This is a genomic window from Pseudoroseicyclus tamaricis (assembly GCF_012070395.1).
GTDB classification, from domain to species: domain Bacteria; phylum Pseudomonadota; class Alphaproteobacteria; order Rhodobacterales; family Rhodobacteraceae; genus Pseudoroseicyclus_A; species Pseudoroseicyclus_A tamaricis.
Genome location: NZ_JAAFYS010000001.1, coordinates 1,043,772 through 1,070,759 on the forward strand (window position 1 = coordinate 1,043,772; position 26,988 = coordinate 1,070,759).

25 protein-coding genes are annotated in these 26,988 nt (G+C 69.6%); 14 read left to right on the top strand and 11 right to left on the bottom strand.

Annotation, left to right across the window (positions count from 1 at the left end; all coding sequences use genetic code 11):
- From GY170_RS04740 to GY170_RS04750, 3 genes are all read right to left on the bottom strand, one after another.
- Positions 1-600 carry an HI_1622 family ECF transport-associated protein gene (locus tag GY170_RS04740; RefSeq protein WP_163890462.1) on the bottom strand — a complete coding sequence of 200 codons (600 nt, stop codon included), beginning with the start codon at positions 598-600 and terminating at the stop codon, positions 1-3.
- 2 nt (positions 601-602) lie between these two features.
- Entirely contained in the window at positions 603-1,379 is a 777-nt protein-coding gene (locus GY170_RS04745) for a DUF4198 domain-containing protein (protein WP_163891185.1), read from the bottom strand.
- A gap of 423 nt (positions 1,380-1,802) precedes the next feature.
- Positions 1,803-2,105, bottom strand: a complete 303-nt coding sequence (locus GY170_RS04750) for a metal/formaldehyde-sensitive transcriptional repressor (RefSeq protein ID WP_163890464.1) — start codon at positions 2,103-2,105, stop codon at positions 1,803-1,805.
- Positions 2,106-2,357: 252 nt separating this feature from the next.
- Between GY170_RS04750 and GY170_RS04755 the strand changes: the two genes are divergently transcribed.
- From GY170_RS04755 to GY170_RS04795, 9 genes are all read left to right on the top strand, one after another.
- A complete protein-coding gene (locus GY170_RS04755; RefSeq protein ID WP_203531163.1) occupies positions 2,358-4,997 on the top strand; it encodes a heavy metal translocating P-type ATPase in 2,640 nt (879 codons plus the stop codon).
- Positions 4,998-5,698: 701 nt separating this feature from the next.
- A complete protein-coding gene (locus tag GY170_RS04760) occupies positions 5,699-6,895 on the top strand; it encodes a nuclear transport factor 2 family protein (RefSeq protein ID WP_163890466.1) in 1,197 nt (398 codons plus the stop codon).
- Between the two features lie 205 nt (positions 6,896-7,100).
- The gene (locus GY170_RS04765) at positions 7,101-8,333 is read left to right on the top strand and encodes an ABC transporter substrate-binding protein (RefSeq protein WP_163890468.1); all 1,233 of its coding nucleotides are present in this window, start codon (positions 7,101-7,103) and stop codon (positions 8,331-8,333) included.
- A gap of 99 nt (positions 8,334-8,432) precedes the next feature.
- Positions 8,433-9,464: a carbohydrate ABC transporter permease gene (locus tag GY170_RS04770; protein ID WP_163890470.1), complete on the top strand. Its 1,032-nt coding sequence runs from the start codon at positions 8,433-8,435 to the stop codon at positions 9,462-9,464.
- Between the two features lie 20 nt (positions 9,465-9,484).
- A complete protein-coding gene (locus tag GY170_RS04775; RefSeq protein WP_235937793.1) occupies positions 9,485-10,345 on the top strand; it encodes a carbohydrate ABC transporter permease in 861 nt (286 codons plus the stop codon).
- Between the two features lie 3 nt (positions 10,346-10,348).
- On the top strand, positions 10,349-11,422 hold the full coding sequence (locus GY170_RS04780; RefSeq protein ID WP_163890474.1) for an ABC transporter ATP-binding protein: 1,074 nt from the start codon (positions 10,349-10,351) through the stop codon (positions 11,420-11,422).
- A 172-nt stretch (positions 11,423-11,594) separates the two neighbouring features.
- Positions 11,595-12,599, top strand: a complete 1,005-nt coding sequence (locus GY170_RS04785; RefSeq protein WP_163890476.1) for a LacI family DNA-binding transcriptional regulator — start codon at positions 11,595-11,597, stop codon at positions 12,597-12,599.
- A complete protein-coding gene (locus GY170_RS04790) occupies positions 12,596-12,754 on the top strand; it encodes a hypothetical protein (RefSeq protein WP_163890478.1) in 159 nt (52 codons plus the stop codon). Before GY170_RS04785 ends, GY170_RS04790 begins: the two co-directional genes overlap by 4 nt.
- Positions 12,751-14,118, top strand: a complete 1,368-nt coding sequence (locus GY170_RS04795) for an amidase (protein ID WP_235937794.1) — start codon at positions 12,751-12,753, stop codon at positions 14,116-14,118. Before GY170_RS04790 ends, GY170_RS04795 begins: the two co-directional genes overlap by 4 nt.
- Positions 14,119-14,278: 160 nt before the next feature.
- On the opposite strand, the gene hisD (GY170_RS04800) is transcribed toward GY170_RS04795, so the two are convergent.
- Complete coding sequence (gene hisD / locus GY170_RS04800) at positions 14,279-15,565, bottom strand: histidinol dehydrogenase (RefSeq protein ID WP_163890480.1); 1,287 nt, start codon at positions 15,563-15,565, stop codon at positions 14,279-14,281.
- Positions 15,566-15,752: 187 nt separating this feature from the next.
- On the opposite strand from hisD (GY170_RS04800), the gene hisD (GY170_RS04805) reads away from it, so the two are divergent.
- From hisD (GY170_RS04805) to GY170_RS04825, 5 genes are all read left to right on the top strand, one after another.
- On the top strand, positions 15,753-17,078 hold the full coding sequence (gene hisD, locus GY170_RS04805) for a histidinol dehydrogenase (RefSeq protein ID WP_163890482.1): 1,326 nt from the start codon (positions 15,753-15,755) through the stop codon (positions 17,076-17,078).
- 64 nt (positions 17,079-17,142) lie between these two features.
- Positions 17,143-17,907 carry an SDR family NAD(P)-dependent oxidoreductase gene (locus tag GY170_RS04810; protein ID WP_163890484.1) on the top strand — a complete coding sequence of 255 codons (765 nt, stop codon included), beginning with the start codon at positions 17,143-17,145 and terminating at the stop codon, positions 17,905-17,907.
- A gap of 14 nt (positions 17,908-17,921) precedes the next feature.
- Complete coding sequence (locus tag GY170_RS04815) at positions 17,922-18,887, top strand: cupin domain-containing protein (protein WP_163890486.1); 966 nt, start codon at positions 17,922-17,924, stop codon at positions 18,885-18,887.
- Positions 18,875-19,591: an alpha/beta fold hydrolase gene (locus tag GY170_RS04820; protein ID WP_268960208.1), complete on the top strand. Its 717-nt coding sequence runs from the start codon at positions 18,875-18,877 to the stop codon at positions 19,589-19,591. The genes GY170_RS04815 and GY170_RS04820 overlap by 13 nt, the downstream gene beginning before the upstream one ends.
- A gap of 8 nt (positions 19,592-19,599) precedes the next feature.
- Entirely contained in the window at positions 19,600-20,286 is a 687-nt protein-coding gene (locus GY170_RS04825) for an RraA family protein (protein WP_163891193.1), read from the top strand.
- Positions 20,287-20,316: 30 nt separating this feature from the next.
- On the opposite strand, the gene GY170_RS04830 is transcribed toward GY170_RS04825, so the two are convergent.
- From GY170_RS04830 to coxB, 7 genes are all read right to left on the bottom strand, one after another.
- A complete protein-coding gene (locus GY170_RS04830; RefSeq protein WP_163890488.1) occupies positions 20,317-20,928 on the bottom strand; it encodes an exopolysaccharide biosynthesis protein in 612 nt (203 codons plus the stop codon).
- Positions 20,925-21,101 carry a c-type cytochrome gene (locus GY170_RS04835; RefSeq protein ID WP_163890490.1) on the bottom strand — a complete coding sequence of 59 codons (177 nt, stop codon included), beginning with the start codon at positions 21,099-21,101 and terminating at the stop codon, positions 20,925-20,927. Before GY170_RS04835 ends, GY170_RS04830 begins: the two co-directional genes overlap by 4 nt.
- 121 nt (positions 21,102-21,222) lie before the next feature.
- Positions 21,223-22,263 (bottom strand): c-type cytochrome, encoded by a 1,041-nt coding sequence (locus GY170_RS04840; protein WP_163890492.1) that lies wholly within the window; start codon positions 22,261-22,263, stop codon positions 21,223-21,225.
- On the bottom strand, positions 22,260-22,919 hold the full coding sequence (locus tag GY170_RS04845; protein WP_163890494.1) for a cytochrome c oxidase assembly protein: 660 nt from the start codon (positions 22,917-22,919) through the stop codon (positions 22,260-22,262). Before GY170_RS04845 ends, GY170_RS04840 begins: the two co-directional genes overlap by 4 nt.
- Entirely contained in the window at positions 22,916-23,311 is a 396-nt protein-coding gene (locus GY170_RS04850; RefSeq protein WP_163890496.1) for a hypothetical protein, read from the bottom strand. The genes GY170_RS04845 and GY170_RS04850 overlap by 4 nt, the downstream gene beginning before the upstream one ends.
- The gene (gene ctaD / locus GY170_RS04855) at positions 23,308-25,893 is read right to left on the bottom strand and encodes a cytochrome c oxidase subunit I (protein WP_163890498.1); all 2,586 of its coding nucleotides are present in this window, start codon (positions 25,891-25,893) and stop codon (positions 23,308-23,310) included. The genes GY170_RS04850 and ctaD overlap by 4 nt, the downstream gene beginning before the upstream one ends.
- Entirely contained in the window at positions 25,890-26,828 is a 939-nt protein-coding gene (gene coxB, locus GY170_RS04860) for a cytochrome c oxidase subunit II (protein WP_235924005.1), read from the bottom strand. Before coxB ends, ctaD begins: the two co-directional genes overlap by 4 nt.
- Positions 26,829-26,988 lie beyond the last annotated feature (160 nt).

Below are 26,988 nucleotides of genomic sequence, written 5' to 3' on the forward strand. Positions count from 1 at the left end.
CTACGCACCTGCACCGAATCTCCTTTTCCGGCGCCAAGCCATGATGAAATAACACAAACCGCTCAGTCCGAGAATGTAGCCGATGCCGCCGAGGGCGACGGGCAGCGGCGTATGGGCGGAATAGATCGCCCAGTCCTGCCGCACCGGCCGTGTCTCCGCCCGCAGCCGCTCCGCCACCAGCGCCGCCGCCGCCTCTGCCGTCACGCTGCCGGCGGGGGCCTCCGATGCCGGGGCCGGGGCCTCCGCCGCCACGGGAGCCGCGGGGGCGAGGGCGCCCGGCAGATCGGCCGCGGCGACGAGCGCCTCGGCGACATGGCCGGAGCCGGCATCGAGGCGGAAGAGGTGGTCCACCCCCTCCGTCGGCGCGAAGGTGAAGGCGCCGTTGGCATCCGTAACCGCCTCGCCCAAAGCCTCCCCGCCCGGGCCGAGCACCTCGACGGCGATGTCGCCCACGAGCGTCCCGTCGGAGAAGAAGGCCTCCCCCTCGATGCCCTCGCCGATGACGTAGGCTTCCAGGATCAGGTTGTGGGCCGGCGCGGCCAGCGGCCAGAGCCCCGCCGCCAGAGCGGCGAGGCCGAGGCGGCGGAGGCGCGCCCCCATTGTCACTGCCAGTCCACCGCGGTGATCCAGATCACCGCGTCCTGGCTCAGCTCCTTGCCCTCATGCTCCGTCACCGGGCCGGAGCCGAGGGCCGCGAAGCCCCACCAGCCGGCGCGGGGGATGCCGAAGGTGAAATAGCCGTTCTCGTCGGCAATGAGCGCGATGGTCCCGCCCGGCGGCTCGCCGATCACCGCGTCGCCGGCGCTGTGCGTCGCCGGGTCGGGCGTGGCGGCGATGTATTCCACCTCGATCTCCACGCCGCCGGCCGGCTCTCCCTCCCGCAGGACCTGCCCCGTGAAGGTGCCGCCCACGACCTGGTTGTAGGGGCGGGAGAGGGGCAGGATCTCGGTCGGCAGGCCCACCGGCTCGGCCCAGTCCGTGGGCAGCTGCCCCCGGTTCACGTAGGCCTTGGTGAGTTGCTGGATGTAGATGTCCTCCGTCTCCTCGAGATAGGGCGCCGGAATGGCGGTGAGGATGTAATCCCCCGAGGAGCGGAACTCGACGTCGGCCGTATAGGCCTGCCCGCTGGCCCCGGCGCTCTCGAAGGCGATCTCCTCCAGCCGGTCCATCAGGTCGACCCGCTCGCCGCGGTGAACCATGAAGAACTCCTCCGGCATCCCACCCATATCCATCACGTGCCCGCCGGAGAGCGGGTGCCAGAAGATCAGCTCCACCGGCGCTGTGGTCGGCGCGGAGAGGTTGGTCTCGGGCGTGTAGATGGACAGGAAATGTGCCTGCGCCGGCAGCGCCAGCATCGACAGGATCAGCGCGCCTGCCATGGCCCTCGGTTGGGGTCTCGTCGTCACCGGTATATTCCTCCCGTTTTTGCCGGTTCTCGTCTCATCCGCCGCGGCTGCGACGGTCGTCTCTCTCCCTGCTCGCGCGTCCGCCTCCACTCGTCCGCGCGGCCCCGTCCCGTCTTTGTCAGCTCTTGCAACGACTTGTGGCGACATAGGGGTGGGGGGTATTTTGCCTTTAACTTTCAATACGTTGCGGGAATCATGGATAGGGATGCCCGCCCCGCCTGCCAAGACTCGAAAAATGAAAATCCAGTCCCCGGGCGCCGTGTCGCCTGCCCATGCGGGCCCTCACAGCCCCCGCGTGCGACATTCCGCCATAGGGGTCCGGGCTATCCCACGGCCGCGCAACGAAAAAGGCCGCCCGGGGAAGGGCGGCCTCGGCCGGCGGTCGGGCGCGGAACCCTACTTCAGGTAGGCCCGCACGACGCTCATCAGCTCGTCGGTCGCCTCGTTGGGATCGTGGTGATGGCCGTCGCCCTCGCCCTCCAGCGCCATCTCCGGCGCCGCGACGATGTGATTGCGCACGTGCTCCTCGATCAGCTCGGCCATCAGCCCGTTCATCGCCCCGCGCACCGAGGCGACGAGCTGCATGACCTTGGCGCATTCCACCTCGTCGAGCAGCGCCCGCTCCACCGCCTCGACCTGCCCGCCGATCCGGCGGACACGGTTCAGCAGCTGCGCCTTGTTCTTGCGGGTGTGCGACATGGGCCCTCTCCTCGGTCCGAAGGAGACTAGAGGCTCCCCCGCCGCCTGCGCCAGCGCAAATCGTCGCAGCTTCCGAAAAGTTACGGAAAACGGGGGAGGGGCGTTACGCCGCGTTGCCCGATTGGCGGTTTGGTGGCAAACGAGAGGAGGAATCGGCCCCCGTCCGCTGGCCAAGGCGTGCGGCGGGGCAGGTGACACGGCGAGGAGGAGGCCGGGCCGTCAAGGCCCGGGCGCGCCGGTTGGGAGGACATGATGAGCAAACGCGACGAGCCACTGGCCGACGCGGCCGAGGCGCGTACGACCGCGCCCTCGGCCTCGGCCGATTACGACCGCGGCGAGGCCGATCGGGAGAACCCCATCGCCACCGGCCATGCACACGGGCATGACCACGGGCACGGCCATGACCATGATCACGACCATGATCACGGTCACGACCATGATCACGGTCACGATCACCACGATGATCACGCCCACGGTCACGCCCACGACCACCACGACCACGCCCATCATCACCACGATCACCACCACGACCACGGCCCCCGCGCCGTGAGCTGGATCGACGGCGCCCGCCTCGTCATCCTCGGCGCCTGCGCCCTCGCGATGATCCTCGGCCTGCCGGACCATGCCTTCGTCTCCTTCATGGACAGCTGGACCATCCCGTGGAGCTGGTACGCCCTCGTCGGCCTCGTCCTCGGCGGCGCCGGCCTCTTCGCCGAGGGCTGGCGCTCCGCGATCGCCATGCGGCCGACCCTGCAGCTCGGCGCCTCCCTCCTCGCCCTCGTCGGCGTGGTGACGGGGCTCTACCTCGTCTCGCTGGTCGTGCTCTTCGCGGCACTGGCGATCCAGATGTGGATTTCAGCCTCCCATGAGCGCCGCGACAGCCGCCTCGGCCGGCTCATCGACGCCCCGGCGGGCCACCATGACCACGATCATGACCATGACCATGACCACGGCGAGGGCGGTCACCACCACCACCCGTTCGGGGTGATGGAGGCCATTCGCATCGTCATTGCCGGGGCCTGCGCCCTCGGGGCCTGGTCCGGCCTGCCGGACCATACCTACGCCAACTTCGCCAACGAGATGTACATCCCCTGGGGCTGGTACGCCTTCGTCGGACTGACCATCGGCGCCTGGCCGCTCTACCGCGAGGCGTGGGAGAGCATCCTCGCCCGGCGGATGACCATGGAACTCTCCATGACCATCGCGCTGCTGGCGGCGGTCTTCACCGCCTACTTCACCGTGGCGCTCTTCATCACCTTCTTCGTCCTCGTCGCCGAGGCGCTGGAGGGGATGACGCTGGACCGCGGCCGCAAGGCCATCCGCGACCTGATGGACCTGCTGCCCGACGAGGTCTCCGTCCGTCGCCCCGGCGGTATCTCCAACGTCCGTGCCAGCGCCCTCCGCCCGGGCGATTCCGTGCTCGTCTCCCCCGGCGGGCGGGTGCCGGTGGACGGTCCCGTCACCTCCGGCAACTCCTTCATCGACGAAAGCCGCATCACCGGCGAGTCGATGCCGGTCGAGAAGGTGGCCGGCTCCTATGTCTATGCCGGCACGGTCAACCAGTCCGGCGCGCTGGAGATCACGGCCGAGCGCATCGGGCGCGACACCTCCTACGGCCAGATCCTCGAGGCGGTGGAGCGGGCGGAGCGCAGCCGTGCCCCGATCCAGAAGCTCTCTGACAAGCTGGCGGCGTGGATCGTCTACTTCGCGCTCGCCATGGCCGCCTTCGCCTACTGGTACTCGGGCGGCGATGTCAGCGTCGTCATCTCCACCATCGTCGTCGCCGGCGCCTGCGGCGTCGCGGCCGGCACGCCGCTGGCGCTTCTCGGCGGCATCGGCCGCTCCGCCAAGCTCGGCGCCATCGTCAAGGGCGGCCGGCACCTGGAAACGCTGGGCCGCGTGAAGACCGTCGTGCTCGACAAGACCGGCACGCTCACCTTTGGCACGCCCGAGGTCGCCGGCCTCGCCCCCGCGCCCGGCGTCTCCGAGGAGGCGCTCCTCGCCGCCGCCGTCACGGCCGAACTCCGCTCCGAACACCCGCTCGGCAAGGCGATCCTCGCCCATGCCCGGGGCCGCGGCCTGCAGGCGGTGGAGCCCACGCGCTTCCATTACGTGCCGGGCCGGGGTGTCGAGGTGGAGGGGCCGAACGGCACCATCCATGTCGGCAACCCCAGCTGGCTCTCCGAGCATGGGGTGGCGGCGGCCGAGGCCGATTCCGGCGCCGGCTCCGCCATCCTCGTCGCCGAGGCCGGGCGCTACCTCGGCGCCATCCGCGTGGAGGACAGGATTCGCCCCGAGGCGCGGGCGGCGATGGATCGCCTCCGCGCCATGGGCATCCGCACCCTGCTGCTGACCGGCGACACCCGCCGCATCGCCGAGGCGGTGGCCTCCGAGCTCGGCGTCGACGAGGTGGAGGCGGAGCTTTTGCCGCAGGACAAGCTCGCCCGGATCGAGCGGCTGGCGGCGGAGGCGAAGCGCCCGGTGGCGATGGTCGGCGACGGCGTCAACGACGCCCCGGCGCTGGCCGCCGCCAATGTCGGCGTCGCCATGGGCTCCGGCACCGAGGTGGCGCGCGAGAAGGCCGACGTCGTCCTCCTCGGCAATGACCTCGAGCGTTTCGCCGACACGCTCCACGTCGCGCGGCGGACACGGTCGATCATCTGGTTCAACCTCTGGGGGACCATCGTGGTGGACCTCCTCGGCCTCGCCGCCGCCATGACCGGCATGATCGGCCCGACGCAGGCGGTGCTCGTCCACACGATCAGCGAGCTGGCCTTCATCCTCAACTCGGCCCGGCTGCTGCCTAGCCCGCTCTTCTGGAAGTCGCCGGAAGAGCTGGCGGCCCGCGCCGGCGTTGCCCCGGCACAGGCGAGCGCCAGCCCGGCGGAGTGACGCCTCGGCCGGCCTCTTTAGGGGGCCGGCCGGCAGGGGTGGAGAGGGAGGAGGGGGGCCTTGCCCCCCGCCTTCGGCCCCCCTGCGAGTATTTGAAAAAGGGCGAGAGACAGGGCGGGCGCTCCTCCCGCCGGTAACCTCGGCACGCGAGCCTGACGCTCTGAGGACGCGCCTCGCTCTCTGCCAAGGCGCGCCGAGCGGACCCGGCCCGTAGGGTGGGTTTCCAACCCACCGCCCCCTCTCCACCCCGCACCGCCCGTGGGGACGGGGCGACTACTCCGCGCAACCGGTCACTCCGGTTGCAGGCACAGGGCGAGCGCCGGCACGTGGGATGGCGCTCGGAGGACGCCGCTGCGCGCTTTATGGCCCCACGACCTCCCCGATCCGAGTGACGCACCAAGCCCAGCCAGAGCGCCAGCCGGCGGGACGGGCCGGCGCTCGCACTGCGCCTGCGGCGCGCGCCGGGCGGGGGAGACGCTCGGGCCGGTCGCCATGGGGGCGGGCAATGCTCTCGCCCGGTGCACGCCCCGTGCACCCCCGGTGCACGCCCTGTGGCCCGCCTCTCCCGCCCGCGAACCGGGCATCGGGGACCCGCCGCGCCGCCCTCTGCGCGAGAAGTCTTGCAAACGTATGCTATCCGTCGCAGGACTCTCTCCCATGCCGCCCCGGGGAGTGTGCGCGGCGAAAGGATTGGAGAGGGCATGGCCGAGACAGAGAAGAAGACGAACGGGTCGGCGAAGGCGCCGACGGGCAAGGTGCTGCAGGTCGAGCGGCACGATTACCCCGATCTGGCGCCGGAGAATGCCCCCCTCAACCAGTCGATGACGGGCTTCGATCCGATCTATACCGACATCGTGGATTACATCATCCGCTGCACCCACAAGATCTGGGACGAGCGCGATATCGGGCTGATCTACACCCATTACACCCACAATTGCGTGCTCTACGGCACCACCGGGACGATCTACAACCGCGAGGATGTCGTGCGTGACACCATCCAGCGGCTCGTCTCCTTCCCCGAGCGGCGGGGCATGGGCACGCAGGTGATCTGGGGCGGCGACGACGAGGCGGGCTTCTATACCTCTCACCTCGTCACCGGCTCCGGCCGGCACAGCCAGAACGGCCACCTGGGCAAGGCGACGGGCAAGCCCTTCGTCAGTCGCACCATCGCCGACTGCATGATCTACGCCAACAAGATCTACCGCGAATGGGTCGTCGCCGACACCACCGCCATCCTCCAGCAGCTCGGCGTCAGCGTCGATGGCTACGCCACCCGGCTCGCCCGCGCGGCGCATGAGCGTGGGCAGGTGAGCCTCGATATCGGCGAGAACCGCCTGATGATCGGGCAATACCCGCCGGCCGAGGCGCCCGACCTCTCCGTCGCCAGTACCGATACCGAGCGGCTGGTCGTGCGGATGCTGCACGATGTCTTCAACCGCAAGATGTTCGGCCGCATCGCCGAGCTCTATGCGCCGAACTGCCAGTATCACGGGCCCCTGATGGCCGAGCTCTACGGCCAGGCGGCGGTGATCCACCAGTCGCTCGGGCTGGTGGGCAGCCTGCCGGATGCCGTCTTCGAGGTGCAGCACGTCTGCTCCAATCCCTGCGACGAGGGTGGCGAGAAGGTCGCCGTGCGCTGGGTGATGGAGGGCCACCACCTCGGCTACGGCATCCTCGAGATGCTGGGGGACCCGACTGGCAAGCGCGTGCAGGTGATGGGGATCAGCCATTTCCACGTCAGGAATGGCCGGATCGTCGACGAGTGGCGCAACTACGACCAGATGTCGATGCTCGCGCAGGTCCGCCTCGCGCAGATGGCCGACAGCCCGGCGGCCGAGGTGGCGCCCCTGTCGCCGCCCATCGCCCCCGCCGCGCCGGCCCCCGAGGATCACGGCTGAGCCTGTCCAGCGATCTCAGGCGCCCAAAGAGGCGGCAACCATCCGGTTGCCGCCTCTTTTTTTCGGCCGCTCCGGGACCCGCGCAGAAAATTCTTGCAAACGAATGCAAAGCGGCTAGCGTCAGTTTCGTGACGTAGCAGGCGCCGCCAAACGGCGCCGCGGGACACCACTCCTGGCCTTGCCGGGTCCAACAAGGGAACTGCTCATGAAACTCACCCTGAAGGCAGCGCTCGCTCTCGGCGCGACCGCCATCGCCGGCGCCGCCAGTGCGGAATGCGGCATCGAGGCGGGCTCCGTCCGCATCCTGTCCAACGACTTCGAAGCCCTACGCTACATCAATGACACGGCGATGGAGTGTGCGTCCGATGCCGTAACGGTCGAGGCGAACGCCACTTCCGAGCACAAGAACATCCAGGGCCCGGCCCTGTCGATCGACCCGGCGGAATACACCGTCGCCGTCATCGCCAACAACTCCATCGTGCCGCTGCTCAACGACGATCTCATCCGCCCGCTGGACGATCTGATCGCCGAGTACGGCGACCAGCTCCTGCCCAACCAGGTGATCTCCACCGGTGGCGAGGCCATGGCCATCGCCTTCATGGGCAACGGCCAGCACCTGTTCTACCGCTCCGACATCCTTGAGGAGGCCGGCGTCGAGGTGCCGACCACCTATGAAGAGATGCTCTCCGCCGCCGAAGCCATCCAGGAGGCCGGCCTGATGGAGCACCCGCTCGCCGCCTCCGTGAAGCCCGGCTGGGATCTCGCGGCCGAGTTCGTGAACCTCTACCTCGGCACCGGCGGCGAGTTCTTCGAGCCCGGCTCCGCGGCTCTCGCCATCGACAACGAGGATGGCCGCCTCGTGCTCGAGACCATGCGCGCCATGACCGAGTACATGGACCCCGACTACCTGACCTTCGACGCCAACGTCATCAACCAGCTCTGGGATGCGGGGCAGGTCGCCATGATGAACCAGTGGGGCTCCCTCGCCGGCGCCGCCATCGGTGACGCGGCCGATCCGGATGTCGCCGCCAACACCGCCTTCGCGACCACGCCGAGCATCGGGGGCAACGCCATCCCGGCCGCCGCGCTGTGGTGGGACGGCTTCTCCATCGCCAAGAACATCTCCGACGAGGATGCTGCTGCCTCCTTCCAGGCGATGATGCACGGCATCTCGCCCGAGGCGGTCGCCGAGAACCCGACCGTCGCGACGTGGCTGGTCGATGGCTACCAGCCGGGCGAGGCCGCCGTCGGCGTGATCGCGAACGCCAATGCCGGCGCCCGCGCCTACCCGATGACGCCCTACATGGGCCTGCTGCACACCGCGCTCTCCACCGAGCTGGCCGATTTCATCGCCGGGCGGGAGGATGCCGACCAGGCGCTCGCCGACGTGAAGGCCGCCTATGACGACGCGGCCTCGGCCGCCGGCTTCCTGCAGTAAGAGACGGCAGGGGAGGGCGCCGCCCTCCCCGCCACCCGCTCCGCCAGCGCGGCTCCGCCGGGCGCCCGCACACCGAGGCTCGCGATCAGGAACCCGGCCATGCCGCACAAGACATTCGCTCTCTTCATCATGCCGGCCGTCGTGGCGATGCTGCTCTTCATCGCCCTGCCGATCGTCTCCGTCGTCGTGCAGTCGCTCTTCGTCGAGCATGAGCAGGTGATGGTGGAGGTGGAGAATTGCGGCCCCTTCGGCTGCTCGACCCAGCTGCGCGTCGACACCGAAGCCACCGCCGAGATCCGCGACGAAAGGCCCCTCGGCCGCTTCGCCGGCATCACCAACTACATCAACCGCAACCACCTCGCCTTCGACCAGGTGCGCGAGATCTGGTCGACCTCCGACGGGCTCGGCGAGATCTGGTCGCGGATGATGAACCTGCCCTTCTACAAGGCGCTGGCCTTCACGCTGGTCTACTGCTTCCTCGTCACGCCCTTCGCGATGATGCTGGGCTTCGCCATCGCGCTCGGCGTCAACACGCTGCCGCGGCTTGCCAAGGGGCCGGCGATCTTCGTCTCCATCCTGCCGATGATCATCACGCCGCTGATCGGCTCGCTGATCCTCTTCTGGATGTTCAACCCGCAGGGCATCCTCGGCGCCTCGCTGCAGGTGATCACGGGCGACCCGACGTTGAGCCTGCGCGCCTCGCCGGTGCTCACCTGGATCGTGCTGATCATCTACGGCATCTGGACGAACGGGCCCTTCTCCTTCGTCGTCTTCTACGCGGGCCTGCAGACGGTCCCCGGAGACACGCTGGAGAGCGCCATGATCGACGGCGCCTCGCGGTGGGAGCGGGTGCGCTACGTCATCATCCCGCATCTGGCGCCGCTGGCGACCTTCGTCGCCCTCGTGCAGCTGATGGATAACTTCCGCGTCTTCGAGCCCATCGTCGGCTTCTCGGCCGAGGCGAACGCCACCTCTCTGAGCTGGCTCGTCTATAATGACCTCATCGGGCAGGACAGCCAGCAGTTCGGCTCCGCCGCCGCCACCTCGGTCATGACGATCCTCGGCGTGGTGATCCTGCTCATCCCCGTGCTCATCCGCACCTGGCGCGACTTCAACAGAAAGGCCGTGTGATGACCACTGCCATCGGCCGCATGCCTACCGGACTTCGCTGGGTGACGGGCCTCCTCCTCGCCATCTGGTTCATCGCCGCCGCCTTCCCCTTCGTGTGGACGCTCTGGGGCTCCTTCAAGGTCGAGGCGGACTTCTTCTCCCGCGTCAGCTGGTGGAACGCCATCACCGGCGACCGGACGCTCATGCAGACGGGCGAGCGCTTCACGCTCGATGGCTACGAGGGCGCCTGGATCACGCGGGAGTTCTGGCGGGCGGCGCTCAACACGGTGATCGTCACGCTCTCGGTCACCTTCATCTCGCTCTTCGTCGGCACGCTCGGCGGCTACGCGCTCGCCCGCTCCGGCCAGCGCTATGCCTTCTGGATCCTCATCGCGGCGCTCGTCTTCCGCGCCATGCCGCACATCACGCTCGTCTCCGGCTACATGCTGCCTTTCTTCGAGCTGAACATCTGGGGCATCCTGCCGACGACGATCATCGTGCTCGTCGCCATCAACCAGCCGTTCACACTGTGGATGCTGCACTCCTTCTTCCTCGGCATCCCCAAGGATCTGGACGAGAGCGCCATGGTCGACGGCTGCACCCGTTTCCAGGCGTTCCGCATGGTGATCATCCCGGTCATGTGGCCGGGGGTCATCACCACCGGGCTCTTCAGCTTCCTGCTCGGCTACAACGACTTCGCCGTCACCTCGATGCTGCTCAGCCAGGACAACCTGACCATGGTGCCGAAGATCGCCAGCTTCCTCGGCACCATCCAGTCCGAGGGCAACGTCATGTTCGCCGTCGCCTCCGTCGTCTCGGCCACGGTGCCGCTCTTCATCCTCGTCCTGTTCTTCCAGCGCCAGATCGTCAGCGGCCTGACCGCCGGCGCCGTGAAAGGGTAAGCCATGGCCCAGATTTCCATCCGCAACGTCACCAAGCGCTGGGGCGCCGTCACCGGCGTGAAGGGCTTCGATCTCGACATCGCCGAGGGCGAGTTCCTCGTCCTCCTCGGCCCCTCGGGCTGCGGCAAGACCACCACCATGCGCATGATCGCGGGGCTGGAGGACATCACCGAGGGCGAGATCTGGATCGGCGAGCGCAAGGTCAACAACCTCGAGCCGAAGGACAGGGACATCTCGATGGTGTTCCAGAGCTACGGGCTCTACCCGAACATGTCCGTCTACGACAACATCCGCTTCCCCCTGAAGGTGCGGAAGATCCCCAAGGAAGAGCATCATGACCGCGTCATGAAGGCGGCGGAGATGGTGGAGCTCGGCGACTTCCTCGACCGCCGCCCCGCCGCCCTCTCCGGCGGCCAGCGCCAGCGCGTGGCCCTCGCCCGCGCCATCGTGCGCGAGCCCAATGCCTTCCTGATGGATGAGCCCCTGTCGAACCTCGACGCCAAGCTGCGCGTCTCCACCCGGGCGCAGATCAAGAACCTGCACCACACGCTGAAGACGACGACGATCTATGTCACCCACGACCAGATCGAGGCGATGACCCTCGCCGACCGCGTCGTGGTCATGAGCCAGGGCCTCGTACAGCAGGTCGGCACCCCGACGGAGATCTACGACGCCCCCGCCAACACCTTCGTCGCCGGCTTCATCGGCTCTCCGGCCATGAACCTCGTCGAGGGCGAGCTCAAGGGCGGCGTCTTCACCGCGCCGAAGATGCGCGTCGAGGGCCTGCCCACCGCCCACAGCGGCGCCGTCACGCTCGGCTTCCGGGCCGAGGACGCCATGGTCCTCGCCCCCGGCGAGCCCCTGCCGGAGGGCGCCGCCGGCGGCACCATCGAGGCGCCCGTCTACACGATGGAGCTGCTCGGCGAGGCCACCATGATCGCCGTGCGCATCGGCGAGGCCATCGCCTCCGTCAAGGCGGCGAAAGACTACCGCGCCGAGATCGGCGACCCCGCCCATATCGGCGTCCCCGCCTCCATCTGCCACCTCTTCGACCAGGCCACCGGCGAGCGCCTCTGACATGCCTCAGCCCGACGCCCGTCTTTCATCTGGCCAGACATACCGTGGGGGGCTCCGGGGGGCTGGCCCCCCGGTCCTGCATCCTCACCCCGCGCTCCGCCCGCTCCCCTGCTGGACGCCCGCCCCGGGATCGGCCTAGATGGCCGTCGGGAGCGGCAAAGGGGGGCGTCGGATGGCCAGCGAGAAGGTGACCTCGCTGCAGGTGGCGGCGCTGGCCGGCGTCAGCCAGTCTGCGGTCAGCCGTGTCTTCACGCCCGGCTCCTCCGTATCCCGCAAGACGGAGGAGAAGGTGCGCGCCGCCGCCGAGCAGCTCGGCTACCGGCCGAACGTGCTGGCCCGCTCGCTCAAATCCGGCAAGAGCCGGATGATCGGCCTCGTGGTCGCCTATCTGGAGAACTACTTCTACCCCGAGGTGGTCGAGCGCATCTCGTCGGAGCTGCAGAAGGAGGGCTACCACGTCCTCGTCTTCATCGGGCAGAACACCGCCGTCGATACCGACCGCGTCGTCTCCGAGCTGATGGATTACCAGGTGGACGGGATCGTCCTCGCCTCCGTCTCGCTCTCCTCCCATCTGGCCGAGCGCTGCCTCTCCATCGGCGTGCCGGTGGTGCTCTTCAACCGCGGGCAGGATCGCTCGCAGCTCTCCGCCGTCACCTCCAACAACCGCGCCGGCGGGCGGGCGCTGGCGGAGTTCCTCTGCTCGCTGGGGCACGAGCGCATCGCCTACATCGCCGGCTTCGAGGAGGCGGCGACGCAGCGCGACCGCGAGCTCGGCTTCTGCGAGGGGCTGGAGGCGGCGGGGCAGGGGCTCTTCGCCCGCGCCGTCGGAAATTTCCGCTACACCGAGGCGCAGGCGGCGACGCGGGAGATCTTTGCCCGCGCCAACCGGCCCGATGCCGTCTTCGTCGCCAACGATCACATGGCCTTCGCGGCCATGGATGTGCTGCGCTTCGAGCTGGGGCTGCGGGTGCCCGAGGATGTCTCCGTCGTCGGCTTCGACGATGTGCCCCCCGCCAGCTGGCCCTCCTACAACCTCACGACCTACAAGCAGAACGTGACCCGCATGGTGGAAGAGACGGTGGCCATCCTGCTCGAAGGCGCGCCCGAGCCGCGGCAGGTGGTGCTGGAGGGCGCCCTCGTCATCCGCGGCTCCACCCGCCGCTACAGCCAATCATGACCCGCCTGATGACGGAGGCGGAGCTGGAGGCGAAGCTCCGCGACATGGGCCTCGCGCCGGAGCCGGAGGACAAGGCTCGCATCCTCGACGGCGCCCGCTCCGCCCGGTCGCTGGCCGAGACCCTGCGCGCGTTCCTGGAGCAGGAAAGCCGGTGACGGAGCTCTCGATTCCCGAGGCCGCCGCCCGCATGGCGGAGGGCTCGCTGACCGCCGTCGCGCTGCTGGAGGATCACCTCGCGCGCATCGAGGCCCGGGACGGTGCCGTCCACGCCTTCGCCGAGGTGACGGAGGCCCGCGCCCGCGCCGAGGCCGAGGCGGTGGACAGGGCCCGCGCCGAGGGCCGCCCCCTCGGCCCGCTCGCCGGCATCCCGCTCGGCGTGAAGGACCTGATCGACCTTGAGGGCCGCGCCACCCGCGGCGCCAGCCGCGTGCCGGCCTCGCCGGCGAAAGCCGATGCGAAGGTGGTGCAGCGGCTCCGCGAGGCTGGCGCCGTTATCCTCGGCGCGCTCCAGACTTATGAATTTGCAACCGTCGGCCCCGACGAGAGCCTTCCGCAGCCGCCCAGCTTGAACATCTGGAACCTCGAGCACATCACCGGCGGCTCCTCCTCCGGCTCAGCCGCCGCCGTCGCGGCGGGGCTTCTGCGCGCCGCGCTGGGGACGGATACCGGCGGCTCCGTCCGCTCGCCCGCCGCCTATTGCGGCGTCGTCGGCCTCAAGCCGACGAAGGGCCGAGTGCCGGACGGAGGCCTCCTGCCGCTCTCCCCCAGCCTCGATCATGTCGGCCCGCTCGCGGCGACGGTGCGGGAGGCGGCCATGGTGCTCGACGCCATCTCCGCCCCCGGCTGGCGCCCCGCGACGCCCTCCGGCGACCTCCTCGGCCAGCCGCTCACCGGCCTGCGCGTCGGCTATGCCCGCGCCTGGGTGGCAGGCGACCCCGATTGCGACCCCGCGGTCCTCCGCGCCCTCGACGCCGCCGCCTCCACCCTCTCCCTCCTCGGCGCCCGGATCACCGAGGTGGAGATGCCGGACTACGCCCTCTTCGAGGCCGCGGGAGCCGTCATCCTCGATGCCGAGGCGCTGGCGGTGCACCGGGAGCGGCTGGCGGAGCACTGGGATCTCTACGGCCGGGCTGCCCGCATCTCCCTCATGCGCGCCATCGGGCTGGATGAGGAGGATGTCCGGGCCGCATGGCGGGCGGCGGAAATCCTGGGGCAGGGGGTGACGGCGGCTTTCGAGGGCGCCGATCTCCTCCTCACCGCCACCACGCTCGCCCCCGCCTCGCCTGTCGCGGCCTTCCGGGGCGGCAAGGCGGTGTGGACGCCGATGCGGACGATCCCCTTCAACCTCACCGGCCACCCGGCGCTGTCTCTTCCCGCCGGATTCTCCGGCGGCCTGCCGCTGGCGGCGCAGCTCATCGCGCCGCACGGGGGCGAGGACATCCTCTGCCGCGCCGGCGCCGCCTTCGAGCTGGCCACGGACCACGCACTGCAACGGCCCGTCTACCCCGGCAGTCGCTGATCCGACAGGCGGTCCCTACTGAGAGGACGGAGGCCTCCGGCGGGAGTATTTCGAAAAGGGCGAGACCCTGCAGGTTCATCTGGCCTCAAATACTCTCGGGGGTGAGGCCGCAGGCCGAGGGGGCAGAGCCCCCTCGCGACGCTTCCACGCCGAGGTACCGTCAGCCCCGGTGCTGCATCCGGTCCAGCCGCAGCTGCGCGGCGCGGCGGTGGCCTTCAAGCGTCTCCGATTTCGCTTGTCGGGCGGCGGGCGGGGCGACGGCCTTGATGCCCTCTTCCGTCAGCCACTGGTGCGTGGCGATCTTGACGTAGGAGCCGACCCAGAGGCCGCCCGTGTACTGCCCGGCGCCCATCGTCGGCAGGGTGTGGTTGGTGCCCGAGCATTTGTCGGAATAGACGACCGAGGCATTCTCACCGATGAAGAGCGAGCCGTAATTGCTCAGCTTCAAAGCGAAATCCTTCGGGTCCGCCGTGTGGACCTGCAGGTGCTCGGCGGCGATCTCCTCGGAGTAGGCGATCATGTCCTCCTCGCTGCCGGCCACCGCGATCAGCCCGTAGTCGTCCCACGCCGGGCGGGCGACGGAGGCGGTGGAGAGGGTGGCAAGCTGGGCCTCGACCTCCTGCAGCACCGCCTCCGCCAGTGGCGCGTGGGTGGTGATGAGGCCGACGCGGGTGCGCACGTCATGCTCGGCTTGGGCCAGCAGATCCGTCGCGATCATCTCCGCATCGCCCGTCTCGTCGGCGAGGATGAAGATCTCCGAGGGGCCGGCGAGCTGGTCGATGCCGACGGGGCCGAAGACCTGCCGCTTGGCCTCGTTGACGAAGGCATTGCCCGGGCCGACGATCTTGTTGACGCGCGGCACGGACTCCGTCCCGAAGGCCATGGCCGCGATGGCCTGCGCGCCGCCAATGCGGAAGATGCGGGTGGCGCCGGAGAGGTGGCAGCCGGCGATCATGGCCGGGTGGGCGTTGGGCGGCAGGCAGGCGACGATCTCCTGCACGCCGGCGACGACGGCGGGGACGATGGTCATCACCGGGGCGGAGAGGAGGGGGAAGCGCCCGCCGGGGACGTAGCAGCCGACCCGCGCGATGGGGATGACGCGGTGGCCGGCGTGAACGCCGGGCAGCACCTCCGTCTCCAGCGCGCCGATGGTGCCCATCTGCGCCTCGGCGAAGCGGCGGACGTTGGCGATGGCGAACTCCGTATCCGCCCGCGTCTGCGGGTCGAGCGCGGCGACGGCGGCCTCACGCTCCTCCATCGTGATCTCCAGCGCCGGGGTGTCGGCCTTGTCGAACTTGGCGGAGAACTCCTTCACCGCCTCGTCGCCCCGCGCCTTCACGGCAGAGAGGATGCCGGCGACCGTGTCGGCCACGGGGGCGGTATCGCCCACCGCGTCGCGTGCGGGCGCTTTGACGAAGGTCAGGCGGGCGGAGAGATCGTTCGGCATGGAAAGGCTCCGGGACAAGAGTGATGGCGTTTGCATACGTCACCAAAATTCCACCGGTCAAGCGCGAAGCGCAGCCCCTTGCCAGCGGGCGAGCGCCTGCTCAAATCATTGGCTGAAACTCAAGCTTGCCTCGCCGGCTCCTTTTCCGCTACCTCTTTTGCAAACGTAATCAAAACGGAGTCTCCCGATGGCCACCTCGCTCAAGAGCGGAAAGCCCGAGGCAGATCGCGCCGAAGATGACGCCAAGGTGCGCGGCATCGTGGAATCGACCCTCGCCCAGATCGAGACGGGCGGCGACGCGGCGGTGCGCGAACTCTCCGAGACGTTCGACGGCTATGCGCCGGAGAGCTTTCGCCTCAGCCCGTCGGAGATCGAGGCGGCGATGCAGAAGGTCAGCGCCCGCGACATGGACGATATCCGTTTCGCGCAGGACCAGATCCGCGCCTTCGCCGAGGCGCAACGGGCGTCCATGACCGATATTGAGGTGGAGACGCGGCCCGGTGTCATCCTCGGGCACCGCAACATCCCCGTGCAATCGGTTGGCTGCTACGTGCCGGGCGGCAAGTTCCCCATGGTGGCCTCGGCGCATATGTCGGTGCTCACCGCCTCCGTCGCCGGGGTGCCGCGCATCGTCGCCTCCGCGCCGCCGGTGAAGGGCGCGCCGCACCCGGCCATCGTCGCCGCGATGCACATGGGCGGGGCGCATGAGATCCTCTGCCTCGGCGGTATCCAGGCCGTCGGCGCCATGGCGCTGGGGACGGAAAGCATCGAGCCGGTGCACATGCTGGTGGGGCCAGGGAATGCCTTCGTCGCCGAGGCCAAGCGCCAGCTCTACGGGCGCGTCGGGATCGACCTTTTCGCCGGACCGACGGAGACGATGGTGATCGCCGACGACACGGTCGATGCCGAGATGGTGGCGACCGACCTCCTCGGCCAGGCCGAGCACGGCTACAACTCGCCCGCCGCGCTGCTGACGACCTCCCGCGCGCTCGCCGAGGCGACGCTGGCGGAGATCGACCGGCTGCTGGAGATCCTGCCGACCCGCGAGACCGCGGCCGTCTCCTGGCGCGACTACGGCGATGTCATCCTCTGCGACGATCACGACGACATGCTGCGCGTGGCGAATGACATGGCCTACGAGCATGTGCAGGTGATGACCGACCGCGACGACTGGTACCTGCAGAATATGCATTCCTACGGCGCGCTCTTCCTCGGGCCCCGCACCAACGTCGCCAATGGCGACAAGGTCATCGGCACCAACCACACGCTTCCGACGAAGAAGGCCGGCCGCTACACGGGCGGGCTCTGGGTCGGCAAGTTCCTGAAGACGCATAGCTATCAGCGCGTGACGACGGACGAGGCGGCGGCGGAGATCGGCGCCTATGGCTCGCGCCTGTGCATGCTGGAGGGCTTCGTGGGCCATGCCGAGCAATGCAACGTCCGCGTGCGCCGCTATGGCGGGCGGAACGTGGAATACGGCACCGCCGCCGCCCCGCTGGAGGCGGCGGAATGAGCCGGGCGCCGATTTTCGCGCGAAAATCGTGCACGGAATTCGCACGAATTCCGGGGGCGGGGCGGTGAGCCTGCCGCGCACGCCTTCCTTCCGGCTGGGCGGCAAGCGCGCGCTCGTCACCGGCGCCTCCTCCGGCATCGGGCGGGCGGCGGCTGTCGCGCTGGCCGAGGCGGGGGCGGAGGTGACGCTCGTCGCCCGCTCGGTGCAGCCGCTCAATGCGCTGGCCGAGGAGATGGCGGCGGAGGGCCTCACCGCCCGCACCCGGCCGCTCGACATCACCGACATCGCCGCCACAGAGGCGGCGGTGGAGGCCGAAGGGCCCTTCGACGTGCTGGTGAACTCCGCCGGCCTCGCCCGTCACGCGCCGGCGACGGAGACGGAGCTAGCCGACTACGACGCCGTCATGGCGGTGAACCTGCGCGCCGCGCATTTCCTCACCCGGGCGGTGGCCAAGGGGCTGATGGCCGCCGGCAAGCCCGGCAGCCTTATCAACATCTCCTCCCAGATGGGCCATGTCGGCGGGCCGAACCGGTCTGTCTACGCCGCCTCCAAGCACGCGCTCGAGGGGATGACCAAGGCGATGGCGATCGAGTGGGGGCCGGCCGGTATCCGCGTCAACACGCTCTGCCCCACCTTCATCCGCACGCCGCTGGGCGAGCAGACCCTGCAGAACCCGCAGGCGCGGGACTGGGTGCTCTCCAAGATCAAGCTCGGCCGCGTGGGCGAGGTGGAGGACATCATGGGCGGCGTGGTCTTCCTCGCCTCGGGTGCCTCCGCGCTCGTCACCGGCACGCATCTTCTCATCGACGGCGGGTGGACCGCCGAATGACCACAGGAGCTTCTATGACCCCCGAAGAGATGCAGGCCCGCATCGTCCGCTACGGCGAACTCGTGCCCTGCCGCACCGCCTTCATCGACGCCCATACCCCGGGCTCGAACCAGAAGGAGAACTTCACCATCATCGGCGGCGGCGTCTCCGAAAGCGCCGACCAGCACGTGCACATCACCATTCCGCACGGCTTCAACATCGGCGCCGCCGGCCAGCCGCCGAAATGCCGGAACTCGCTGCACAGCCACCGGACGGCGGAGGTGTTCTTCGTCCTCAAGGGGCGCTGGCGCTTCTTCTGGGGCCGCTGGGGCAATGCGGGCGAGGTGGTGCTGGAAGAGGGCGACATCATCAACATCCCCACCGGCATCTTCCGCGGTTTCGAGAATATCGGCACGGATTACGGGATGATCATGGCCGTCCTCGGCGGTGACGATGCCGGCGGCGGCGTCATCTGGGCGCCGCAGGTCATCGAGGATGCCAAGGATCACGGGCTGGTCCTCGGCGAGAACGGCAAGCTCTACGACAGCAAGAAGGGCCAGCACCTGCCCGACGGCGTGAAGCCGATGCCGCTCCTCAGCGAGGAGGAGCTGAAGACCTTCCCCGAGCTCGAGGCCGCCGATGTCGTGCCGGGCTATGTGGCCCGATACTGGGATCTGATGTCCCTCGCCGGCAAGCGCCCGGCCAAGGTGCTCGGCGAGACGGGCGTGCTGAAGGACAAGCCCGGCTTCGAGATCGACTTCATCACCCGCGATTCCGCCAGCGAAGAGATGCACCAGCATCCCTATCCCTCGGTGCTGATGCCGGTGACCGGCCACTGGAAGATCACCTGGGAGGGTGGCGAGACGGTGCTGGCGCCGGGCGACACGATGTCGATCCCCGAAAACCTTGGCCATTCCGCCGTGCCCTCGATGACGGGTGAGGCGGCGCTCTACCATGTCATTGCCACCGCCGATCCGGCCGGGCCGACGTGGCAGGGCTGACGGAGCAGGGGAGCGGCGCGCTGCCGCTCCTCCTTCTGCCCGGCATGATGTGCGACGCGCGGCTCTTCGCGCCGCAGATCGCCGCGCTCTCCGCCGGGCGGACGGTGCAGGTGCCGGCGCTGACCGGGGCGGAGACGATGGAGGCGCTGGCGGAGCAGGTGCTGAGCCAGGCGCCGCCGCGTTTCGCGCTCGCGGGCCTCTCGATGGGCGGCATCCTTGCCATGGAGATGCTGCGCCAGGCGCCGGAGCGCATCGAGCGCGTCGCCTTCCTCGACACAAACCCCCGCGCCGAGCTGCCAGAGGTGCAGGCGGGCCGCGCCCCGCAGGTGGCGCGGGTGCGGGAGGAGGGGCTGGGGTCCGTGCTGCGGCGGGAGGTCTTCCCGCACTACCTCCACCCCGAGAGCGACCCCGCGATCCTCGATCTCTGCGAGGAGATGGCGCTCGCCCTCGGGCCGGATATCTTCGAGCGGCAGAGCCTCGCGCTCCGGGACCGGGCCGATGCACAGGAGGTGCTGGCCGCCGTCCGCCAGCCGACGCTGATCCTCACCGGAGAGGATGACCGCCTCTGCCCGATGGACCGGCATACCCGCATGGCGGCGCTGATGCCTCATGCCCGGCTGGTCGTCGTCCCCCGCGCCGGCCACCTGCCGACGCTCGAACAACCGGCGGCCGTCAACGCCGCCCTCAACGAATGGCTCACCTGATGACCGAGATTTCTGCCGCGCTGGCCGAGGTGCTGGCCCGCGTCGACACGCCCACGATCTGCAACGCCATCGAGGTCTCCGAGGGCGGGCGCGGCTTCGCGCGCTTCACGCGGGTCACGCCCGTCTCCGCCAACGCGGAGCGGTCCTTCTTCGGGGTCGCCCGCACCGCGCGCATCCGCGCCTCCGCCCCGCCGGAGGAGGACGCCGCCACCATCCGCGCCCGGCGGATGGAGTATTACCGCATGATGGCCGCCGGCCCGTTCCCCGCAGTCGCCGTGGTGGAGGACATGGACGAGGTGCCCGTCGGCGCCTTCTGGGGCGAGATCAACGCCAGCGTGCACAAGGGCTTCGGCCTCGCCGGCACGCTCACCAACGGGCTGATGCGCGACCTCGGTGACCTGCCGGACTACCCGATCCTCGCGGGCGGGCTGGGGCCGAGCCACGCCTTCGTCCACGTCACCGAGCTGGATGTGCCCGTCCGGGTGCTGGGGCTGGAGGTGGCGCCGGGGGACCTGATCCACGCCGATCGTCACGGGGCGCTGGTGGTACCCGAGGCGGTGGTGCCGAAGCTGACAGGGGCGGTGGAGACGCTGCTCGCCTCCGAACGGCTGGTGCTGGAGCCGGCGCGGCGCGAGGGCTTCGACTTCGCCGCCTTCGAAGAGGCCTGGGCGGCGTTCGAGGCGGCGCGGGTCTGATCCGGCGGGGGGCTGCCCCCGCCGCATTCCTCAGGCGAGGAAGTTGTAGATCGTGTAGCCGGCGATGCCGATGATGAAGATCGCGATCAGCGAGAAGAGCCCGTCGCGCACAAGCAGGCCGAGCGAGAAGAACACCACGGCGGCGCCCATGATGGACGAGCTGAAGGGCACGAATTCCAGCGGCGGCATCACCGCGCCGCAGAGCAGGCAGGCGCCGACCGTCACCCACTCGAAGGGCTTGGCGACGAAGACCGACAGGCGCGGCTTCGAGATCCGGTCCATGAACTGCGCCGGCTTGCGCATCCAGCTGACGGCGCCGGTAAGCCTCTTGGACGGCACCTCGCGGCGCATGATCCAGCCGGGCAGCCACAGGTGCTTGCGGTGAAGCAGCATCTGCGCCGTCACCAGCACGATGAGGATGCCGCAGGTCGAGGAGAAGAGCGGGATGCCGGAGAGAGGCGTCACCACGGCGAGAGCGGGCGCGAAGAGGAGGGGGACGAAGGAGGCATCGCCGAGTGCCTCGACCACGTCGCCGAGCGCCGTCTCGTCCTGCCCGTCGGCGGCGCTCTCCATCCGGTCGAGGATCTCGTCGACGCTGCGCGCGTCGCCCTGATCGCCTTGCGCGTTGGCGCTGTCCGTCATCGGGCGTCGCGGCTGATCGGGGGGAGGGCAGAGTAGAAGGCGGTGAGGGTTTCGATCTCGCCATCGGTGAGTTCGCCGGTGGCGTCCTCGGAGATGGAGCGGAGTTCGGAGACGATGACGTCGGCGTCCTGCCCGGCGAGGGCTGCGGCGTCCGGATGGTCTGGGCGGCTCATGTCGCGGTTTTCCTTTCGGCTGTCGCCGGGTCAACGGGTGAGTGGCGAAAAGGATGCCGCAAAGGGAGAGATTTCTGCGTGTGTGCGCAGGTATCTGCTCATTTGGAGGGCGGGGGGGAGGCTACTCCGCCTCCGGCCCCTTGGCGGGGGGGAGGGCCGCGTACCATGCGGCGAGAGCCTCGATCTCGGCGTCGTCCAGATCCTCCGCCGCCTGCGTCATCAGCTCCGAGCCGCCACGCTCGCCGGAGCGCCAGAGGCGCAGCTGCGTGACGAGGAAGGCCTCGTCCTGCCCGGCCAGGGCGGGGAAGTCGCCGCGCGCCTCGCTCGCGCCCGGCCCGTGGCAGGCGGTGCAGGCGGGCACGTCTCCGGTGCCGCGCGCGGCGAGCTGCGCGCCGGCCTCGGGCGGGGCGGAGGCGGGGCCCGTGGGCTCCATCGCGGCATAGAAGGCGGCCAGCTCCTCCAGCTGCGCCGGCGAAAAGCGCGAGGCCGCCTGCTGCATGATGCCGCTCTGGCGGATGCCGTCCCGGTATTCGGAGAGCGTGTGCAGCAGGAAGGGCGCCTCGTGGATGTCGAGCCGCGGCACGCCGCTGTCGATGAGCGCGTGGCAGCCGGAGCAATAGGCGGCGCCGGGCGGGCTGCCCTCGGGGGCCTCGCCGGGCGCCGTCAGCGCCTGCTGCTCCTCCACCGTCAGCCCCTCCTTGATGGCGGCGAGGTAAGCGACGACGGGCCAGACCTCCTCCTCCCGGGTGACAGCGGGCCAGGCGGGCATGCCGCTCATCTTGACGCCGTTGTAGACGATCCAGTGCAGCTCGTTGGGCTGCCACTCCGCCACCGCCTCCTCGATGCGGGGCGGCTCGGGAACCATGGATCTGATGGTCGCCGTGCGCGCCTCTCCGGGGACGGAGTGGCAGGGGGCGCAGGCGGTGGCATAGTGGCGGGCGCCAAGCGCGACGAGATCGGGCGAGAAGAGGTCGGGCACTTCGTCCGGGGGCATGGCGCGCAGCTCGACTGCGTTCCGGAAGGTCGTGTGCAGCACCCAGGCGACGCCGGGCAGGTGCCCGGACTGGGCCGAGACGTTGTAGAGGCCGAGGAAGACCACGGCAGCGCCGCCGGCGAGGCCGAGCCCGGCGAGGGCGGCGAGCGTGAGGAGAACCTTTCTCATGGCGTACTCCCGCCCTGCAGTGCCCGCGCCGTCAGCCAGAGCCCGGCGACGAGGTAGACCGGCGTGCCGATGGCGAGCATCATCATCCCCCCGAGCTGCTGGCCCGAGAGGTCGGGCAGCGTCCCGCAGAAAGCGAAGTAGAGATCCCGCGGCGCGAGGGTGAGGAGCGCGCCGAGCAGGGTCATGTGCATCGAGGTGAGCAGCAGGCCCCCGGCGCCGGCGAGCGGCTGCGCGGCGCGCAGGCAGCCGGACCAGACGAAGAGCCCGACGAGCAGGAACGTCCCCTGCTCGAGGAGGAGCGCCCATGGCTCCAGCCGGGCGAGGCCATGGAGGCGCGGCGTGTGCCAGCCCCAGACGGCGAGGAACTCCAGCACCGCGGCGAGCAGCGGGTTGATGGCGAGGAGGCCCGCGAGGCGCGGCAGGCCGAGGACGAGGAGGGGCGCGGCGAGCGCGACCAGCCCCATGTGGCGGAGCATGAAGGCGGGGAAATCCGCCATCCACCGCTCCAGCGGCAGCCCCCAGAGCGCGGCGAGGAGGGCGAGGCCGGCGGCGAGGAGGGCGGGCCGGGCAGGGGGCGCGGCCCCCTCGGCCTGCGGCCTCACCCCCGAGGTATTTGCGGCCAGGTGAAGCACGGGGCGGACGTCTGACCGGGTCATCGGCAGCCCTCGATGATGATCAGCGGCATGGAGACGTAAATGACGCCGATGGCGGAGATGATCGCGAGCAGGAAGGCGGCGTGGCCGAGGAACTCGTGCCGGTCCTCCGCCTCTCCCTCGGGGTTGGTGAAGTCGCCGGTGTCGCGCACGTTCCACTGCCGGAAGGCGCGCCAGCCGAGCCAGGCGATGGCGGCGAGGGCGACGGCGGAGATGGCCAGCAGGCTGACGCGCATCACCGCCGGGTCGCCGCCGAACTTCACGCAGACGAGGCTCACCCAAGCGTAGCAGACGACGAAGTGGATCGCCCAGATCGCGGGGGCGAAGGCGATGCGCCAGAGGCTCTCCGACTCCTCGCGGAACTCGTGCTTCTCTGCGTCTTTGCCGTCGGTCATGTCAGCATCAGGGGAACGAGGCCGAGGGTGGCCGCGGCGATCAGCGCCGCGAGGGCGTGGAAATGCCAGTAGAGCGTCACGTTGCGCAGGTCCGCGTCATAGCGCGGGGTCAGCTTGCCGAAGGTGGAGCCGGCGAGGCAATAGAGCTGCATCAGCGCGCCGAGGGCCGAGTGCACCCCCATCCAGATGGTGATCGCCGAGAGGATGGCCGGGTAGGCATGGGTCTTGGGCGACAGATCCGTCACCGAGAGCGTCATGAAGCTGGCGGCGGCAAGGCTGAGGAGGGCGCCGCCCCCGAGCAGCGCCCGCGCGAGGCCCGGCCGGCCGTGGGTGTTGACCTCGCGCGCACCGAAGGTCGCCCCCCAGGCCAGCGCCACGCAGATTCCGGCGAGGGCGACGAGCATGAGCTCGGGGTGGGCGGAGCCGGCTGGCGGGAAGTCGGGGTGCGCCGTCCAGTAGTAGAAGACGGAGAAGATGAGGGAGGCGAAGGCGGTGGAATCGGCCAGCATCGTGATCCACATCGCCCACCAGCCGGCGCTTCTGGAGCCGGAGGCATAGGTCGGCAGCCGGAGGCCGAGGCCGACATCGGCCATGTGCGTCTTCGGTGGGCGGGCGGTGTCTCTCCAGAGCCAGGTGATGATGGTGCAGATCGCCAGCACCCCGCAGATTCCCGCCGGCCAGTACATGTGGAAGGTGGGGAAGATGAACGCCCCGCCGGTGAAGGCGGCGGCGACGAGGGTGATCCATGTCGGCCCGGTGATGGGCTGGATGTAGAGCGGCCGCGCGTCGATCACCGAGGTGACGATGGTCTCCCGCGTCTCCTCGGCGGAATCGCCGAGGTAGTAGCGCCCGGCATCCATCCGCTCGACCAGGTTGGGATCGTCCCAGAGCGGGTAGCGGGAGGTGATGTAGGGGATGGAGCGCACGCCCCAGTTCGCCTCCGGCACGTCATGCGTCCATTCCAGCGTCCCGCCGCCCCATGGGTTGCGCGGCGTCAGCGCCGAGCGGCGGCCGTGGGTGAGCAGGTCGAACATGAAGATGGCGAAGCCGGCGGCGATGACGAAGGCGCCGCAGGTGGAGACGAGGTTCCAGATGTCCCACCCCAGTCCGCCGGGATAGGTGAAGACCCTGCGGGGCATGCCGAGGAGGCCGGAGAGGTGCATCGGCAGGAAGGTGATGTTGAAGCCCGAGAAAATCAGCCAGAAGGACCAGCGCCCCAGCCGCTTGCTCATCAGCTTCTTCGAGATGAGCGGCATGTAGTAGTAGACCCCGGCGATGATGGGGAAGACCATGCCGCCGAAGAGCGTGTAGTGCAGGTGGGCGACGACGAAGTAGGTGTCGTGCGCCTGAAAGTCGAAGGGCGCGATGGCCAGCATCACCCCGGTCAGCCCGCCTGCGGTGAAGATGGCCAGCCCGCCCGCGATCCACAGCATCGGCAGGTTCAGCTTCACCCGGCCCACCATCAGCGTCGCCACGAAGGCGAAGAGCTGGATGCCGGTGGGGATCACCACCGCCTCCGACGCCGCCGAGAAGAAGCCGAGCGAGATGTTCGGCAGCCCCGTGGTGAACATGTGGTGGACCCATAGCCCGAAGCTGATGAATCCGGTGCCCACGGCGGAGAGCACGATCCAGCTGTAGCCGACGATGGGGCGCTGGGCGACGGTCGGCACGATCATCGCCGCGATGGCGATGGAGGGCAGGAAGATGATGTAGACCTCCGGGTGCCCGAAGATCCAGAAGAGGTGCTGCCAGAGGAGCGGATCGCCCCCGCGCGTGGGGTCGAAGAACGGCCAGTCGAAGCTGCGCTCCAGCTCGAAGAGCAGGTCCCCCGCGATGAGGGGCGGGAAGGCGAAGAGGATCATGCCGCCGACGACGAGGACGTACCACGCGTAGAGCGGCATGATGTTCACCCGCATCCCCGGCGGGCGGCATTTCAGGGCGCCGACGATCAGCTCCACCGCCGCGGCGATGGAGGCGACCTCGATGAAGGAGAGGCCGAGCAGCCAGATGTCGGAGCCGGGGCCCGGATCCTCCGTCGCCAGCGGCGGGTACATGAACCAGCCGGCCTTGGGGGCGACGTTGAAGAAGATCGAGCCGATCACGAAGATGCCGCCGATCAGGAAGCACCAGTAGCCGAAGGCGGAGAGGCGCGGGAAGGGCATGTCCCGCGCGCCAACGAGGCTCGGCAGGATGAGGATCGAGACCGACTCGAAGATCGGCACGGCGAACAGGAACATCATCGCCGAGCCATGCATCGTGAAGAGCTGATTGAAGAGGTCGGCGGAGACGAGATCGTTCTGCGGCACGGCCAGCTGCAGTCGGATGAGCAGCGCCATCAGGCCAGCCAGCAGCATGAAGCAGAAGGCGGTGAGCGTGTACCAGACGCCGACCTCGGTGTTGTTCACCGAACTCCAGTAGCGCCAGCCCGTCGGCGTCGCCCAGGCGCGGCTCAGCCGCTCGGCCTGCGCCCTGGAGAGCTCCGGATCCATCGGCTCGGCGATCATCTCCGCCGTCGGGGGATAAATGCCTTCGAGCTCCGGGTCGGCGCTGCTGGGGCCGTCAAAGCGGGAGGTGTCGCTCATTGGAGCCCCTTCAGGTAGGCGGCGAGGGCGGTCAGCTCCTCTTGCGGGAGATGGTCGAAGGGCGGCATCTCGACGCCCGGCTTCAGATCGTCTGTATGGGCGATCCAGGTGCTGAAATCCTCCAGCCTCGCGCCGAGCCGCCCGGCGCCGAGCGAGTGGCGCGAGCCGACATGGGTGAGGTCGGGCCCCACCTGTCCCTGGAACTCGGTGCCGCGGATCTCATGGCAGCCGCCGCAGCCCTCGCGGGCGAAGATCTGCCGGCCGATCGCCTCCGCCCCGCCATCCGGCGGGCCGGCGGGGGCGGCCTCGGCGGCGAGCCAGGCGTCGAAGGCGTCCGGCTCCATCGCCTCCACTTCGAAGGCCATCCAGGCGTGGGAGGCGCCGCAGAACTCGGCGCACTGGCCCCGGTAGATGCCCGCCTCGTCGGCCCGCAGCGACAGGTTGGTCTGCCGGCCGGGGAACATGTCCATCTTGCCGCCGAGGCTGGGGATCCAGAAGGAATGGATGACGCGGTGCGAGTCGAGCACGAAGCTCACCCGCTCGCCCACCGGCATGCGAATCTCGTTGGCGGAGATGACGTCGCCCTCCGGCGTCTCGTAGGCGACGCGCCACCACCATTGCTCCCCCTGCACGCGGATCACCAGCCCGTCGCCCGGCTGGTCGTGATCGGGCAGGATCGACAGGCCCCAGGCGAGGAGGGCGCCGATCAGCACGAGCGGCATCAGGATGCCGCCGCCGATGACGAGGCCGTTGGCGAGCTTGCGGCTCATCCGCCGGGGAGAGACGCGGGTGACGTAAAAGAAGAGCCCGTTGAGGCAGAGCCAGAGGATCGCCGCCGCCGTCACCATGACGGTGAACATCAGCGCCAGCGTCTCCGCATCCTCGCCGGCCGGGTCGAGGGCGGACTGGCGGCCGGAGCAGGCGGCGAGAAGCAAAAGGGCGCACGAGGCGCCCGCGCGCGTGCCTGCCTTGCTCTTCCACCGCCTCGCCGTCACGCGTCCCCCAGTCTCTTGCCGTCCAGAACAAGCAGAGGTGCCGAAGGTTCCGGCTGCTGCTGCTCCTGCCCCCGAGCATTCCTCCCAGCGCGCCGAATGG